The organism is Vibrio vulnificus CMCP6, from assembly GCF_000039765.1.
In the GTDB taxonomy this organism is placed as follows: Bacteria; Pseudomonadota; Gammaproteobacteria; order Enterobacterales; family Vibrionaceae; genus Vibrio; species Vibrio vulnificus_B.
The window spans coordinates 2,868,756-2,882,841 of record NC_004459.3; the positions used below are offsets into that span (position 1 = coordinate 2,868,756).

Consider the following 14,086-nt stretch of genomic DNA (forward strand, 5'->3'; position numbering starts at 1 on the left):
CAAAAGAGCCAGCATTCGCTGGCTCTTTCCTTACTATGCACTCGGTTGATCGACAATACTCTCTAAAACATTAAACAACAAGTCGACCTCTTCGACCGTGTTGTAATGCATGCAACCAATCCGAATCACTCCGCCGCTGAACTCCAACCCTAATTGCCGAATCAGGCCAAGGGCATAAAAGTGACCATTCCAGACACAGATGTTGTGCTCACCCAGTGTTTTTGCCATGAACTCTGGAGAATAGCCCTTCACTGTAATCGCAAATGTCGGGGTACGTTTATCACTTGATGCGTCGTTGATGCCGTATAACGTGACCCCATCAAGTGCCGACAAACGCTGCAAAAAATGCTGGCTTAATGTTTGCTCATGTTGAGCATAACGCGCGTAACTTTGCTCTAGCCGCTGGCGCAAACTAGCACCTTCTTCTCCGAACTGAGCGAGGTACTCAATGGCTGCAGACACACCCGCTAAGCCTTCAAAGCTTTGCGTACCTGTTTCAAAACGGCCCGGCCCAATGTTCGTGGCAGGCTCCACTTTATAAGGGCGCAGCGTCTCCAACCAAGGGGAAGCGACATAAGCAATGCCCACATGAGGACCAAAAAACTTGTATGCCGAGCAGGCAAGAAAGTCACAACCCAAGGCTTGCACATCCACTAAGTGGTGCGGCAAATAGTGCACCGCATCGACATACACCAAAGCGCCCACACTTCGAGCTAACTTCACCACTGACGCAATATCAACAATGGTGCCCGTGGTATTCGAGGCAAAGGTGACGGCCACTAATTTTGTGCGAGCATTGAGCAACTGTTTGAAGTGTTCCATATCCAAAGTGCAATCTTCAGGGTTAACCCGCACTTGGTGAACGGTCACGCCTTTGTCTTCTGCTGCCTGCTCCCAGCTCGAGACATTGGAATAGTGATCCAACGCGGTGACAATAACTTCATCCCCCGCCTGCCAATCTCGGCTAATGGCTCGACTTAACTGAAACGTCAAAGAGGTCATATTCGCACCGAAGACAATATTGTCTTGCGATGGCGCATTGAGTAATGCTTGCGCAGATTGGCGCGCTTGCTTCATTACCTCAACCGTCTTGTGACTGGAAAAATAGTGCCCGCCTAAGTTCGAGTTAAAATGCCCGAGGTAGCCGACCATGGCATCCAACACAGATTGCGGTACTTGAGATCCGCCCGGCCCGTCAAAAAACGTTACTGGTCTTTGGTTATGATACTGTGCCAACGCAGGAAACTGCGCTCGAACTTGATTAGGCGACCAATTCATGTGCCATTCCTTTTGCCGTCAACACAAACACATCCATATGACCTTCTCGTTCTTGTTCAATAGCGCGAATGGGTTTGGCGTTGTGCCACAACTTGTTGTCTGCCAGCATCGCGATTTCGCCATTATTCAACACTTTTCTAAAAAACGGCTCAGAGTGAAAATCACTGTACAGCATGATATCCCCCCCTTCGATGTTATTGCGGCCAACACCAACAATCGCAATATGATCAAATCCATCTTGGTGCACGCCTTCAGGGGCGACTTGCGTCTCGTCATATATTGCGGTAATGCGGATTTGATGCACTTCGATTTCCTGTCCATCTCTCAGGTCATTCTTCACCGCAAACAACTGACACATTTCACGAAAACCTTCGCTGTTTAGTGTGCTCTTTTCAATCGGAGAAAACTGTCGAACCACATCACCTTGGAAACGGTTGATATCTGAAGTCTGTACAAAGTCATGCTTGTCCAACTCAATCACGCTACCTTGATGCAAGGAGACGACGGAATAGCGTCTTAAACGGAATTTGCCATCCGCATGCTCCGTGTGGGGTAACTTGGAAAAAGATGGCGACAACTGTTCAATTGCGCGACGGCTGAGTTGAGTTAAATGTAGGGTACTCTCGTGCGAATGTAGCATCATTCACTCCTTTGATTGATACATTTGTTATTTTATTGTTAAACACAACTCAGACAGAATAATGCCAAATATCGCAAGATCAACTTTACACCACAAAAAATTCCAACCAAGAACAAAATAAAGCATTTAATTCCAGAATATAAGAAAAGACCAACACACAACACCAAAACAAAAACTTAACATTTTCAAAAAGCAGTTCAGTATTCTGCTAGGAAGAACTGAAGCTTAAAAAATCAATCAGATAGAGTATTTCTCTTTATAATCGAAACCCTTATCCGTCGCTCCCTCTACAGATGAAGCTAGCTATATATACCTAAGTGACTTTACGATGCAGGATTCAGAGCTTCATAATCTGGTTCAGTTCCAGGAAGAGAACGCAGCGGAATGGCGAGTCCTTTCCAAGTTCTTTGACGCAGAAATGAGACAGAACACGCGCTCCCAAAGGCGAGTTTAACTGGCCTCCATACTGCGTTATCGATTCTCGATGTAGAATGACGAGACCGTCAAATCAATGCCTTGTCTAAAGACCAGTTAACTCTCGCTGAAACTCGCATCTCGAGGTGACTTGGGTATAACCTATAACCAGAAATTCGTTATAACCTATTGGTTTATTCTTTTATTGACCGTGACTTTTCCATACAATCTGAAGAAACTTAACTGCCCGCTAGGGAGTGCAAATGAGCGATATGAAACACAGTAAATTACTAATTCTTGGTTCTGGCCCAGCTGGTTATACAGCGGCGGTTTACGCGGCGAGAGCAAATCTAAATCCTGTATTGATTACAGGTATGCAGCAAGGCGGCCAACTAACCACGACAACCGAAGTTGAAAACTGGCCTGGCGATCCAGAAGGTCTGACCGGCCCTGGACTCATGGACCGCATGAAAGAGCATGCAGAGCGTTTCGAAACCGAGATTATTTTCGACCACATTAACGAAGTGGATTTCTCCACACGCCCATTTGTCCTTAAAGGTGACGCGGCCAGTTACAGCTGTGATGCACTGATCATTTCTACGGGCGCGTCTGCAAAATACCTTGGTTTGGAGTCTGAAGAAGCATTCAAAGGGCGTGGTGTGTCAGCGTGTGCAACCTGCGATGGCTTTTTCTACCGCAATCAAAAAGTGGCGGTTGTAGGCGGCGGCAACACCGCAGTGGAAGAAGCACTCTATCTTTCTAACATCGCGGCTGAAGTTCATCTGATTCACCGTCGCGACAGCTTCCGCGCGGAAAAAATTCTCATCAACCGTTTAATGGATAAAGTCCAAAACGGCAATATCGTTTTGCACACTGATCGTGTTCTGGATGAAGTCTTAGGTGATGAAATGGGCGTAACGGGTGTACGCCTGAAAGATGTCAAAACAGGTGGCACAGAAGAGCTAGACGTTATGGGCGCATTTATCGCGATTGGTCACTCACCGAACACCCAGATTTTCCAAGGTCAGCTTGATATGAAAGATGGCTACATCTTGGTCAAATCAGGCTTGGAAGGTAACGCCACACAAACCAGTGTCGAAGGCATCTTCGCTGCGGGTGATGTGATGGACCACAATTATCGTCAAGCGATCACGTCGGCCGGCACGGGCTGTATGGCGGCCCTTGATGCAGAGCGTTACCTAGACTCGTTGAACGACAAATAACTTTTCACATTTGTGTCATATCCTTACAGCCCGGCGGTATTCCCGCCGGGCTTTCTTTTGTATACTAGGCCCCCTCTTAATAAAACAATTATCATTAAGCCTTCAAGATGGATAAAAAGAAACAACGCAGCTTGAATCTGTGGCTCAAACAGCAAAGCAAACTAGCCAAACGCTGGTTAATGATTGCCGTTGGCCTTGGCGTACTATCAAGTGTGTTTTTGTTGGCACAAGCCGCCTTGCTCGCCACCATTCTTCATCAATTAATCATTGAGAAAGTCGACAAACATCAGCTCATTACTCATTTCATCGCTCTTGTAGCACTGATTGGCCTGCGTGCTCTTTGCTCATGGGGTCGCGAGATTGCTGGCTACCGTTGCGGCGAGCAAATTCGCATCTACATCCGCCAGTTGATTTTCGATAAGCTGCGAGAGCTCGGCCCGGCGTACATTAAAGGCAAGCCTGCTGGAGCATGGGCAACCTTAGTTCTTGAACAGGTTGAGAATATGCAGGATTTCTTTGCTCGCTATCTGCCGCAAATGTCCTTAGCCGTGCTGGTGCCGTTTGTGATTCTTATTGTTGTTTTTCCTGTCAACTGGGCTGCTGGGCTTATTTTCTTGATTACCGCACCATTGGTCCCTCTATTTATGGCGATGGTGGGCATTAAAGCTGCTGACGCCAACAGAAAAAATTTCAAAGCGCTTCAACGTCTGTCTGGTCATTTTTATGATCGCTTACAAGCGATGACGACGATTCGCCTTTTTGATCGTACTCACGCTGAAGTCGAAGTGATGCGTGGTGCATCCGAAGTGTTCCGCACTCGAACGATGGACGTATTGAAAATTGCGTTTTTGTCTTCAGCGGTTCTCGAATTCTTTACTTCGATCTCGATTGCTCTCACTGCCGTTTACTTTGGTTTTGCTTTTATCGGCGAACTTAACTTCGGCGACTATGGTGCAGGCGTCACTCTGTTTTCGGGTTTGTTTATTTTGATCCTCGCTCCAGAGTTTTATCAGCCCCTTCGTGACCTGGGTACTTTCTACCACGCCAAGCAACAAGCGGTGGGGGCAGCAGAGAGCATCGTTGAGTTCTTGGAAACTGACGTCAGCACAGTGCGCAGCGGCGAGCAACAAATTGAACAAGGTCAACCTATCACCATCAAAGCGGAACACTTAGAAGTGTTTTCACCGGAAGGGAAAAAGCTACTTGGCCCAGTGAGCTTTAACATTGCCGCTCAACAAACCACGGCGCTTGTCGGTCCCAGTGGTGCAGGGAAAACCAGCTTGATTAACGCATTATTGGGATTCTTGCCTTATCAAGGGTCATTAACCATCAATGGCATCGAAAGAACGGAGCTTGACCTTGCTCAGTGGCGCAGCCAGATCAGTTGGGTGGGACAAAATCCGCTGCTCCTCCATGGAACTATTCGCGACAACGTCAGTTTAGGCAAGTCGGATATCAGCGATACCGATATCCAAGTGGCACTTGAAAATGCATTTGCTGCCGAGTTTGTCAGCCAACACGGATTGGATTACGCCATTTCTGATCGTTCTGGGGGCTTATCCGTCGGCCAAGCACAACGTCTTGCTCTTGCTCGAGCGATGGTACAAAACGGCCAGTTTTGGCTACTCGATGAGCCCACAGCTAGCCTCGATGCTCGCAGCGAACGTTTGGTGATGCAAGGCCTCGAAGGACAAATAGCGGGTAAAACAGCGCTCATGGTCACTCACCAATTAACACCGCTTAAACAAGTCGATTCCATCCTTGTGATGCGTGCTGGTGACATTGTTCAAGCAGGCAGTTATGACGAACTTGCTCATCAAGAAGGCTTGTTCCAAGAAATGTTATTGGCTAACCAAGCCCTCAAGCAACTTGATAAGGGGAATCTTGATGCGTGATTTAATTCCCTTCCTAAAACTGTATAAGAAACACTGGTTTGGTCTCTCTCTAGGGATGCTACTGGCGTTTTTAACGCTGTTCGCTTCTATTGGCCTACTCACTTTGTCAGGCTGGTTTCTTTCTGCCGCAGCCATTGCCGGATTGACCATTGCTCGTGAAACATTCAACTACATGCTGCCTGGGGCATTTGTGCGTGGTTTTGCGATGGGACGAACAGCGGGACGTTGGGGCGAAAGAGTGGTCAGCCATAACGCGACCTTCAAGCTCTTGACTGACCTGCGTATTTTCTTTTTCTCTAAGTTAGCGCCGCTGATCCCAGGACGAGTCTCCAATCTTCGTGACGCCGATTTGCTTAACCGCTTGGTAGCAGACATTGACGCAATGGATCATGTTTATTTGCGTTTGATCAGCCCTATGGTCGTCGGCACACTTGGCATACTGGGCTTAACGGCCGTGCTGTGTTGGTTTGATATGACATTGGGCCTAACACTGGGGGCAATTCTGACTCTGCTACTGCTACTCTGGCCTGTCCTTTTCTACAAGCTAGGGAAAAGCAATGGACAAGCGCTAACCCACAATAAAGCAGAGCTGCGTGTTGCAACTTTGGACTGGTTGCAAGGTTACAGTGAACTGACACTCTTTGGTGCCGAATCACGCTACCACCACGCTATTTTGCATGTACAAGAGAAATTACTGAAAAACCAATACTTTAACGCCCATTTTTCTGGTTTGGCACAAGCGTTATTGATGCTCGCAAACGGTTGGACCTTGGTATTGATGCTTTGGCTTGCCGCAGATGGCGTCGGTGGTAACGCACCCGATCCTATGATTGCACTAGTGGCCTTCGCCACCATGGCAAGCGTAGAACTGCTCATGCCAATTGCGGGCGCTTTCCAGCACCTTGGTCAAACCTTAACGTCCGCCCGTCGCCTCAATGAAGTTATTCTGGCTGAACCTGAAGTCCGTTTTGCCAAAGAGGATGTGGCTCACTCTGGTGAATACTCTATTGACTATCAGGCCGTATCGTTCAAATACCCGGATAGCCAAAGTATGGCCCTGAGCAATGTCAGCTTGACGATTCCAGCCCAGCACAAAGTGGCCATTGTCGGCCAAACGGGCTCAGGAAAATCAACCTTGCTGCAACTGCTCAATCGTTATTGGGATGTTAATCAAGGCTCTATCTTGCTTGCAGGCAAACCGATCACCGAGTGGAGTGAAAGCCAGCTACGCCGCTCCATCAGTGTTGTAAGTCAACGTGTAGATATCTTAAACGGATCGTTACGAGACAATTTATTGATGGCCTCCCCTAGCGCAACCGACGAACAATTGTCTGACATGCTCACCAAAGTCGGGCTAGAAAAACTGCTTGACGATAACGGGCTATCCGCATGGCTTGGCGAAGGTGGTCGCCAGTTATCCGGTGGTGAAAAACGCCGTATCGGTATTGCAAGAGCCTTGCTACACAATGCACCAATCTTACTGCTTGATGAACCGACAGAGGGCTTAGATAAGCAGACGGAACAGCAGATCATGCAGTTACTTGAAGCGCACTTTGACGGGAAAACCGTACTCTTCATTACACACCGTTTGGTCAACCTCGACAAAATGGACAGCATTTGCCTAATCGAACAAGGTAAGATTGTCGAATATGGTCACCATCAAGCGCTTTTAGCCGCTCGTGGTCGCTATTTTGAACTCAACCAAACGCTGTAAATTGCACTGCTATCACCTTTTAAATGGCTGGGCAGTATTACTCAGCCATCAATAGGACAATGGCAAACAAGAAAAAGGGAAGTGCTTACGCACTTCCCTTTGTTTTTCTCATCTATCGCACTGAAATTACGCGTTTTCTTGCTCAAATTGGCGCATGAAATCGACTAACGCCTTCACACCTTCAATTGGCATTGCGTTGTAAATGGAGGCGCGCATGCCACCCACTACTCGGTGACCTTTTAGTGATTTGAGACCCAATGCTTCAGCTTCTTTCAAGAATTTTGCGTCTAGCTCTGGTTTCACCATTTGGAACGGCACATTCATTAATGAACGGTTATCTGGATGTACATTGTTGATGTAAAAATCGGACTCATCAATGTAGTTATACAAAATCGCCGCTTTCTCACGGTTTACTTGCTCAATCGCTTTTACCCCACCCTGCGCTTTCAACCATTTGAAAACAAGGCCAGACAAGTACCAGGCAAAAGTTGGTGGCGTGTTAAACATCGAGTCTTGTTCTGCCAACACTTTGTAATTGAGAATACTTGGCAATACTTCTTTCGCCAAACCAAGCAAATCGTCACGTACAATGGCAATCGCAATACCAGAAGGACCGATATTTTTTTGCGCACCTGCGTAAATCACACCGTATTTTGATACATCAATTTCACGCGACAAAATGGTCGAAGACATATCGGCAACGATCGGCTTATCCGTCACTGGAAGATCATTGATCTCAATGCCATCAATGGTTTCATTGGGACAAAAATGCACGTAAGCCGCATCAGGATGAATTTGCCATTCTGAGGCAGGTAGTACCGCTTGCTTGCCTTCTTTTTCCGCTTTCGCAACAAAGACATCCGGCTGACAGTATTTTTTTGCTTCTTCGACAGCACTTTCTGCCCAATAGCCCGCATCAATGTAGGTCGCCGTCGTCGCGTCACCTAGCAGATTCAGCGGCACGGCCGCAAATTGAGCGCGCGCACCACCTTGGCAGAAAAGAACTTTGTAATTATCAGGGATATTCAGTAGATCGCGGAGATCTTGCTCAGATTGCTCTGCGACTGCAATAAACTCTTTGCTACGGTGGCTGATTTCCATAACGGAAGTGCCTAGCCCTTGCCAGTTCAACAATTCTTGTTGCGCCTGCTGCATAACAGGCTTCGGTAGTGCTGCTGGTCCGGCACTAAAGTTAAATACGTTATCCGTATTTTGTTCCATGACGCTCTTTGCTCCTGCTAGATGTAATAAAAACTCTGCAAGTAATATCACGTTTTTCGCTGTTGAAAAACAAGAAAAGAGGTCTTAAGACCTCTTTTTTATTCTAAGCAAATGAATCCGCAATTATTGCATTAGCGCAGGCATCAATAGCGCGAGTAGTGGGAACTGTTGTCCGTTATCAAACATCAATTTACCTTCAGCGATTTTGGCTTTCAAGGTATAGCCACCTTCGACTTGTTGCAGAATTTCCATCACCATCAACTCATCCACTCCTTCTTGGATAAATGGGTATTCCGCCACCAGCTCATCACTGAAATAGGTACTGAGATCGCCCGTCATTGATGTCATGATTTTCATTGGATCTTGCGTCACTTGCGCAGTGCCTTGAGGCATTGACAGATTCCAGGTGTTCTCAAATATCCCCTCACCCAATTTTAGAGATAAGTTTTTCACTGCCACATCAAAGCCCTTCTCAAACAAGGTATCGATATGTGGCATCAGTGATTGCACTTCTTCTTGCGTTAGAGACGCAGCGTTTTGATACACATCCATCAACTTATCGAAAGATTGCATATCCAGATTCGTTAGAGAGAAGTCCAGATTAAGATCTTTGACTTCACTGCCGTCAGACATCAACAGCTTTTTCGACTTAAAAGTAAACACGCTCGCCAAACGCTCCCCTTTGGTGTCCGGCTTAGTCTCACCAAGATATTGAGCGTCATACAAGCCAAACAAAGGTTGAGCAGAGGCATCTGCGACTTGAAACTCGCCCAATCGAATATCTTGTTGCCCTAACCAGTAACCGTTTTTGTGTTTGCCCTTGCCATTTCCTGTCAGATTGCCAACATGCAGCGATTCACCACTACTGAAGTCAAACTGAATCGACGGTACATCAAGCACAAAATCGACATCCCCCAACACCGTGGCATTGCCAGACAGCTTCATCGGTGCGGTAGAAACCGCAACACCTTCACTGTCACTGACAAAATTCCAACTATCAATCGTGGCAACAAAATCCGTGTTTCCATTCAATTGTGTGGTGGCTTCAATATGCAGAGGTAGCGCCTGCTCCCCCATCAAGTCAGAAACCGAGTCAAGCGAGGTAAGCCCATGCGTTAATCTCGATTGCATTTCGTAAACCAAAGGAAGCCCGTCCGTTTCAAATTGCTCAACTAACACAGGGTCAACAATGGTGTAACGCGTGGTGACTTCCGATGTGCGATAACCTCGGTCGTACTTGACAATTTCCGCTTGCAGTTGCGCACTATTTAGCTTGGCAACAGCATCTTCAATTACATTTTGACCAATCTGCCCCACCGCCAATGGCCAACACAATGCCAATGAGATAGCACCACCAACTGCACCGATTTTCTTTAAGTTGTTCATAATGTCACTTATTTGTGAATGTTTTGAGTGAGTCTACCCTATCTATACTCAGGTGAAAACATTGAGATAAATCAGACTATTGCTAAGTACACCAGAATGACTCACGAAATTTAAACTTAGCTCTCAACCAGATCTCGCGCTTCCTGTTACCTTATCTTAGTCGTTGTTTATGCTAAAAGATGAGGCTTTGTGAACCGTTACGCTATTTTGTGTTTGGACAACAATCCGATAAGTATCGAGCAATTTCGCCAAGAATTGGCGACGTTTTCTCATAAATTTGATGTATTTACTGCAGACTCAGTTGAAGAAGCACATCACGCGATCGACTATTTAGAGCAGGCGAACCAAACCATGGCGCTGGTCATCGCAAGCCATCACAGTGAATTGAACGGCGTTGACTTCTTGATTGGCTTAGACCACAACCCCAGAACAGAAGATGCCCGACGCATTCTAATTAGCTGCTCAACGGACATTGCCGCGATCATCACTGCGGTCAATGAAGGCCGATTGGATCACTGTTTAACCAAGCCCCTCCCCGATCATGTCCTTTTTCAAACCGTTCAAAAAGAGCTGACTCAGTTTATTCTTAAGTTTGAAAAAGAAGATTTGCTTGGCTTTAGCAGCGTGCTTGATCAAAATCGTTTGCTACGTGCACATATTGAAAATCAGATGCGTCACTACCAAGCAGGCTTTATCCACGATTATCACACCTTGTCTGACGCTGAACTAACGGAACGTTTCACCAATGCACTGCAAACTTTTTTCCAAGAAAAAGACGAAACAAGAGCCTGTAGAACGTATTCACCAGAACATCTGTTGACGGTCGAAGGTGAGGCGAACAAGTTCCTCTGGTTCATTACCTCTGGAGAAGTCGCGCTGTATAAACGCGATGAATTGGGCATGCAACGTGAAGTGGTCCGACATAAGAAAGGCAATCTCGTTGGGGGCATGTCATTTGTTACCGGAGAAAAATCGTTCTCAACCGCTCTCACTCTCACCAAGACGGAAGTGATCAAATTAGATCGCAACGTTTTTGCCCAGGTGATGCAATCCGATTCTAACCTTTTGCCTCTGTTTACCAACCTGTTGCTACGACACTTTAACCGGCGTTTGCAACGCAGTATCAATACAAAACTGCAGTTACAGAAAACCCTTGAATCGCTTGAATCTGCCCATCAACAATTGATCGAAAAAGAAAAAATGGCCATGCTCGGTCAGTTAGTCGCAGGGGTTGCCCATGAACTCAATAATCCCATCGCGGCAATTCTAAGAGGCATTGAAAACCTCAACCAAAATTTGGCAATGGTACTTTCAACCAGCGGCGCGCCAAATCAAACCACGAAAGGGATAGCCGTGTTAGAAAGTGCCAAAGCAAGTAAACCGATGTCAACCGCGGAGCTTAGAGAGCGCTCAAACCAACTTTTATCATGCGTTGACAACCGAAATATCGCGAGAAAATTAGTCGCCCTCGGTTTGGAACAGGACGACGAACTGCTTACGCAACTCAAGCAGCATCCAACGGAAGGTGCCCGTCAACTTGAACACCTTGAACACTACTTTTTGATTGGCAACGCACTGCGATCAATTGATGTGTGTGCCAGTCGGATTGCTGATATGGTCAAGAGCTTAAAAGGCTATGCTCGTGCAGATGATGAAAAAACGCATATTGCCGATATCCACGAAGGCATTGAAGATACGTTAGTGATTTTCGAAAATCGCCTCAAACTGCATAAACTGACCACACATTACTGTTCTTTGCCCCCTATTTATTGCCAGCCAATCGCGCTGCAACAAGTGTGGACTAATATGATTTCAAATGCGCTCGACGCCATGCCAGAACATGGTACTCTCGAAATCACCACTCAAATTGAATCACGCAATGACAAACCTTATGTTACGGTTTCATTTAGAGACAATGGCTGTGGCATACCAGCAGAGCAACAAGCCACGATTTTTGAACTGAACTACACCACCAAAAAAGAGGGAAATTTTGGTCTTGGCATTGGTTTGTCTATTTGCCATCAAATCATCCATAGTCACGGAGGATGGATCGAAGTGGATTCGATTCCAGCGCAGTACACCTGTATGACTATCTGGTTACCACTGGTTTCTGAAGGAGCATCCCATGAATAAATACTTGATTTTGTGTGTTGATGACGAACGAGAAGTGCTCGATAGCGTACTTCAAGATTTATCGCCATTTGAAGATCATTTTGTGCTCGAGGGCGCAGAGTCAGTAGCAGAAGCCAAAAATGTCATTGAAGAGTATGACGACGAAGGCGTTCCATTGGCATTAATTCTGTGCGACCACATCATGCCAGAACAAACAGGGATCAGTTTTCTCATTGAACTCAGTCGCGGCGAAACGACGCGCAAAGCGAGAAAAGTACTCTTGACGGGGCAAGCTGGTTTGGAAGATACCGTTGAAGCGGTGAATCATGCGAGCCTTATTTTTATATCGCCAAACCTTGGTACGGCGACGAGCTGAGAAACGCGATAAAAAACCAGTTGACCTCCTACGGATCGCAAATGACGACAATTTATTGTCATGGACATCGGTATTAGATCCAGAGAGAATTCTCAATGCAATGGCGGAGAAACGAAGTTCTTTCGGCGAATAACTGACTCATTACCAAGCACTTGTTAAGTCGAATCGACTCACATTAAATGGCATCAGAATTGCTTAATTATTGGCTAGACGACAAAACAATGGCATTTTTTGTTGGTGACTTGTCTACAAGTTGATTAATATGTCGCAATGAAATGAATGGGTTGAGCAGCCCAGACTCAACCGGGAAGTAACAAAATAAAGAAGGTTTACCATAGTTATGCGTAAGACAATTCTAGCTGCAGCTCTGCTGATTGCCTCTAGCCAAGTGATGGCCAAGGAAGACCCAAACCGTCCAGCAACCATGAGCAACTTTAGTTACGACTACATCGAAGCTCGTATCGGCGCTAGCCCAATGACTTTTGGTGCAGCCTACAGCAAGTCTGTTCACCCAAATGCGCACATTATTGCCCGTATCGATTCCGAATTTGAAAGTGACTTCGACGCTGCTGCAGGTTTTGGTTTCCACTCACCTATCAATAACTGGGCAGACTTAACTGGTGCAATGCTTATGCGTGTTGTAGAGCCAGCAAAAGCAAGCAGTGCCGATATCGGTATGGAACTTAACTTGGGTATCCGCCAATGGCTTGGTCCTCAACTTGAAGTTGGTGGTAAAGTTGGTTACGTCTCCATTGATAACGACGATGACTGGATTGGCTCTGTGTACGCTCGCTTCCATTCAACTGAGCTTTTCTCGTTGGGTGTTGAAGCGCGTATCAATGACTTCTACGATGATCAATTGATGTTTACAACGCGTTTTAAATTCTAAAGCACGATGAAGTTCAAGCTCTCATAGAACGAGTGGCTTGAACCTTTAACGTAGATATATACGTAAACGATTTGGCGTAGCTGATCGATAAAAGTGATAGCCAATTCTGTCACTGCTTTAAGTAGAACAAGTACAAATGAAAAAACCGAGGCAGCATTGTCTCGGTTTTTTATTTCGTGTCATTTATAGACAAGAAGATTTCTCTCCCGCTTTCAAGATGTATCACAACAAGAATGAGCGTACTTCGAACCAAACCTATGCGCTTTAAACCACCATTTGATTTCAGCGTTATCACTAAACGGTTTAGTTCGAGAGCAAAATGATGACTAGCAGCATGCTGCCAAAAGTTGTTTACGACGGGGCTCTTGAAGTAATTTCCAATGAATACCTTCTACCGCGCCAGCAAATTTCCATAGCAATTTGACATCAACGTCATTACCGTAAGCTTGCTTAACTCGATTAAAGACTTCAATCGCTCCTAATTCCATAAAGGTTTCAACGTCATCAATCCCTGCTTTTTTCACCATGCGTTCAAGTGTTAATTGCATGTTCGGTAAATCTCTTAAACGACGACTGGCAGATGATTTTTGGAAATTACGTTGCTTTACAGAGCACGCTATAGACTGCTTTACCAAACGATCCAACTGACCATCTCGATTATCAAGTAGATTAGATACTTCGTAGTAATTTACAGTAGCAGTGGTTTGCTTTTTGACATGGCGATACTTCTCACAGCCCAATTGGCAAAAAGTATCATCCAAACTGTCTCCACCACGAAGGTAGTAGCAACCATTACTCACCAATGCAAACATGGCATCTTCCGCAAACAGGCCGATACCACCGAACATTGAACGTTTCTGAAAATCACCAAATTGGTTGATGTAGTCAAAAAAAGCTTGTTCTGTCATATCCATTGACTCCTAATTCAAAGATTAACC

Annotated in this window: 10 protein-coding genes and 1 pseudogene; 6 read left to right on the plus strand and 5 right to left on the minus strand. The window is 45.9% G+C overall.

Annotation, left to right across the window (positions count from 1 at the left end; all coding sequences use genetic code 11):
* Window positions 1–33 precede the first annotated feature (33 nt).
* Both VV1_RS13375 and VV1_RS13380 read right to left on the minus strand, forming a co-directional pair.
* Entirely contained in the window at window positions 34–1,278 is a 1,245-nt protein-coding gene (locus VV1_RS13375) for a cysteine desulfurase-like protein (protein WP_011080639.1), read from the minus strand.
* Complete coding sequence (locus VV1_RS13380; protein WP_011080640.1) at window positions 1,262–1,921, minus strand: 2OG-Fe dioxygenase family protein; 660 nt, start codon at window positions 1,919–1,921, stop codon at window positions 1,262–1,264. Before VV1_RS13380 ends, VV1_RS13375 begins: the two co-directional genes overlap by 17 nt.
* 674 nt (window positions 1,922–2,595) lie before the next feature.
* On the opposite strand from VV1_RS13380, the gene trxB reads away from it, so the two are divergent.
* From trxB to cydC, 3 genes are all read left to right on the plus strand, one after another.
* Window positions 2,596–3,555, plus strand: a complete 960-nt coding sequence (gene trxB, locus VV1_RS13385) for a thioredoxin-disulfide reductase (protein WP_011080641.1) — start codon at window positions 2,596–2,598, stop codon at window positions 3,553–3,555.
* Between the two features lie 107 nt (window positions 3,556–3,662).
* On the plus strand, window positions 3,663–5,450 hold the full coding sequence (cydD, locus tag VV1_RS13390; protein ID WP_011080642.1) for a heme ABC transporter permease/ATP-binding protein CydD: 1,788 nt from the start codon (window positions 3,663–3,665) through the stop codon (window positions 5,448–5,450).
* Window positions 5,443–7,164 carry a heme ABC transporter ATP-binding protein/permease CydC gene (cydC, locus tag VV1_RS13395; protein WP_011080643.1) on the plus strand — a complete coding sequence of 574 codons (1,722 nt, stop codon included), beginning with the start codon at window positions 5,443–5,445 and terminating at the stop codon, window positions 7,162–7,164. Before cydD ends, cydC begins: the two co-directional genes overlap by 8 nt.
* Before the next feature lie 126 nt (window positions 7,165–7,290).
* Here the strand turns inward: cydC and serC are convergent, their stop codons facing one another.
* Together serC and VV1_RS13405 are read right to left on the minus strand one after the other, a co-directional pair.
* The gene (gene serC, locus VV1_RS13400) at window positions 7,291–8,385 is read right to left on the minus strand and encodes a 3-phosphoserine/phosphohydroxythreonine transaminase (protein ID WP_011080644.1); all 1,095 of its coding nucleotides are present in this window, start codon (window positions 8,383–8,385) and stop codon (window positions 7,291–7,293) included.
* A gap of 123 nt (window positions 8,386–8,508) precedes the next feature.
* A complete protein-coding gene (locus tag VV1_RS13405; protein ID WP_011080645.1) occupies window positions 8,509–9,771 on the minus strand; it encodes a DUF945 family protein in 1,263 nt (420 codons plus the stop codon).
* Between the two features lie 189 nt (window positions 9,772–9,960).
* Here VV1_RS13405 and VV1_RS13410 point away from each other — a divergent pair, with 189 nt between their 5' ends.
* From VV1_RS13410 to VV1_RS13420, 3 genes and pseudogenes are all read left to right on the plus strand, one after another.
* A complete protein-coding gene (locus VV1_RS13410; RefSeq protein ID WP_011080646.1) occupies window positions 9,961–11,904 on the plus strand; it encodes an ATP-binding protein in 1,944 nt (647 codons plus the stop codon).
* Window positions 11,897–12,392 (plus strand): annotated as a pseudogene (locus tag VV1_RS13415) (response regulator). The gene VV1_RS13410 and the pseudogene VV1_RS13415 overlap by 8 nt, the downstream one beginning before the upstream one ends.
* A 207-nt stretch (window positions 12,393–12,599) precedes the next feature.
* Entirely contained in the window at window positions 12,600–13,148 is a 549-nt protein-coding gene (locus VV1_RS13420) for a hypothetical protein (protein WP_011080648.1), read from the plus strand.
* A 326-nt stretch (window positions 13,149–13,474) separates the two neighbouring features.
* Here VV1_RS13420 and VV1_RS13425 read toward each other — a convergent pair whose 3' ends face one another.
* Window positions 13,475–14,062, minus strand: coding sequence for a TfoX/Sxy family DNA transformation protein (locus VV1_RS13425; RefSeq protein ID WP_011080649.1), 588 nt, complete (start codon window positions 14,060–14,062; stop codon window positions 13,475–13,477).
* Window positions 14,063–14,086: the final 24 nt, after the last annotated feature.

Excerpts from the sequence above, each read along its gene's own strand:
- VV1_RS13375 (WP_011080639.1), bottom strand. The coding sequence starts at position 1,278 with ATGAATTGGTCGCCTAATCAAGTTCGAGCGCAGTTTCCTGCGTTGGCA.
- VV1_RS13380 (WP_011080640.1), bottom strand. The coding sequence starts at position 1,921 with ATGATGCTACATTCGCACGAGAGTACCCTACATTTAACTCAACTCAGC.
- trxB (WP_011080641.1), top strand. The coding sequence starts at position 2,596 with ATGAGCGATATGAAACACAGTAAATTACTAATTCTTGGTTCTGGCCCA.
- cydD (WP_011080642.1), top strand. The coding sequence starts at position 3,663 with ATGGATAAAAAGAAACAACGCAGCTTGAATCTGTGGCTCAAACAGCAA.
- cydC (WP_011080643.1), top strand. The coding sequence starts at position 5,443 with ATGCGTGATTTAATTCCCTTCCTAAAACTGTATAAGAAACACTGGTTT.
- serC (WP_011080644.1), bottom strand. The coding sequence starts at position 8,385 with ATGGAACAAAATACGGATAACGTATTTAACTTTAGTGCCGGACCAGCA.
- VV1_RS13405 (WP_011080645.1), bottom strand. The coding sequence starts at position 9,771 with ATGAACAACTTAAAGAAAATCGGTGCAGTTGGTGGTGCTATCTCATTG.
- VV1_RS13420 (WP_011080648.1), top strand. The coding sequence starts at position 12,600 with ATGCGTAAGACAATTCTAGCTGCAGCTCTGCTGATTGCCTCTAGCCAA.
- VV1_RS13425 (WP_011080649.1), bottom strand. The coding sequence starts at position 14,062 with ATGGATATGACAGAACAAGCTTTTTTTGACTACATCAACCAATTTGGT.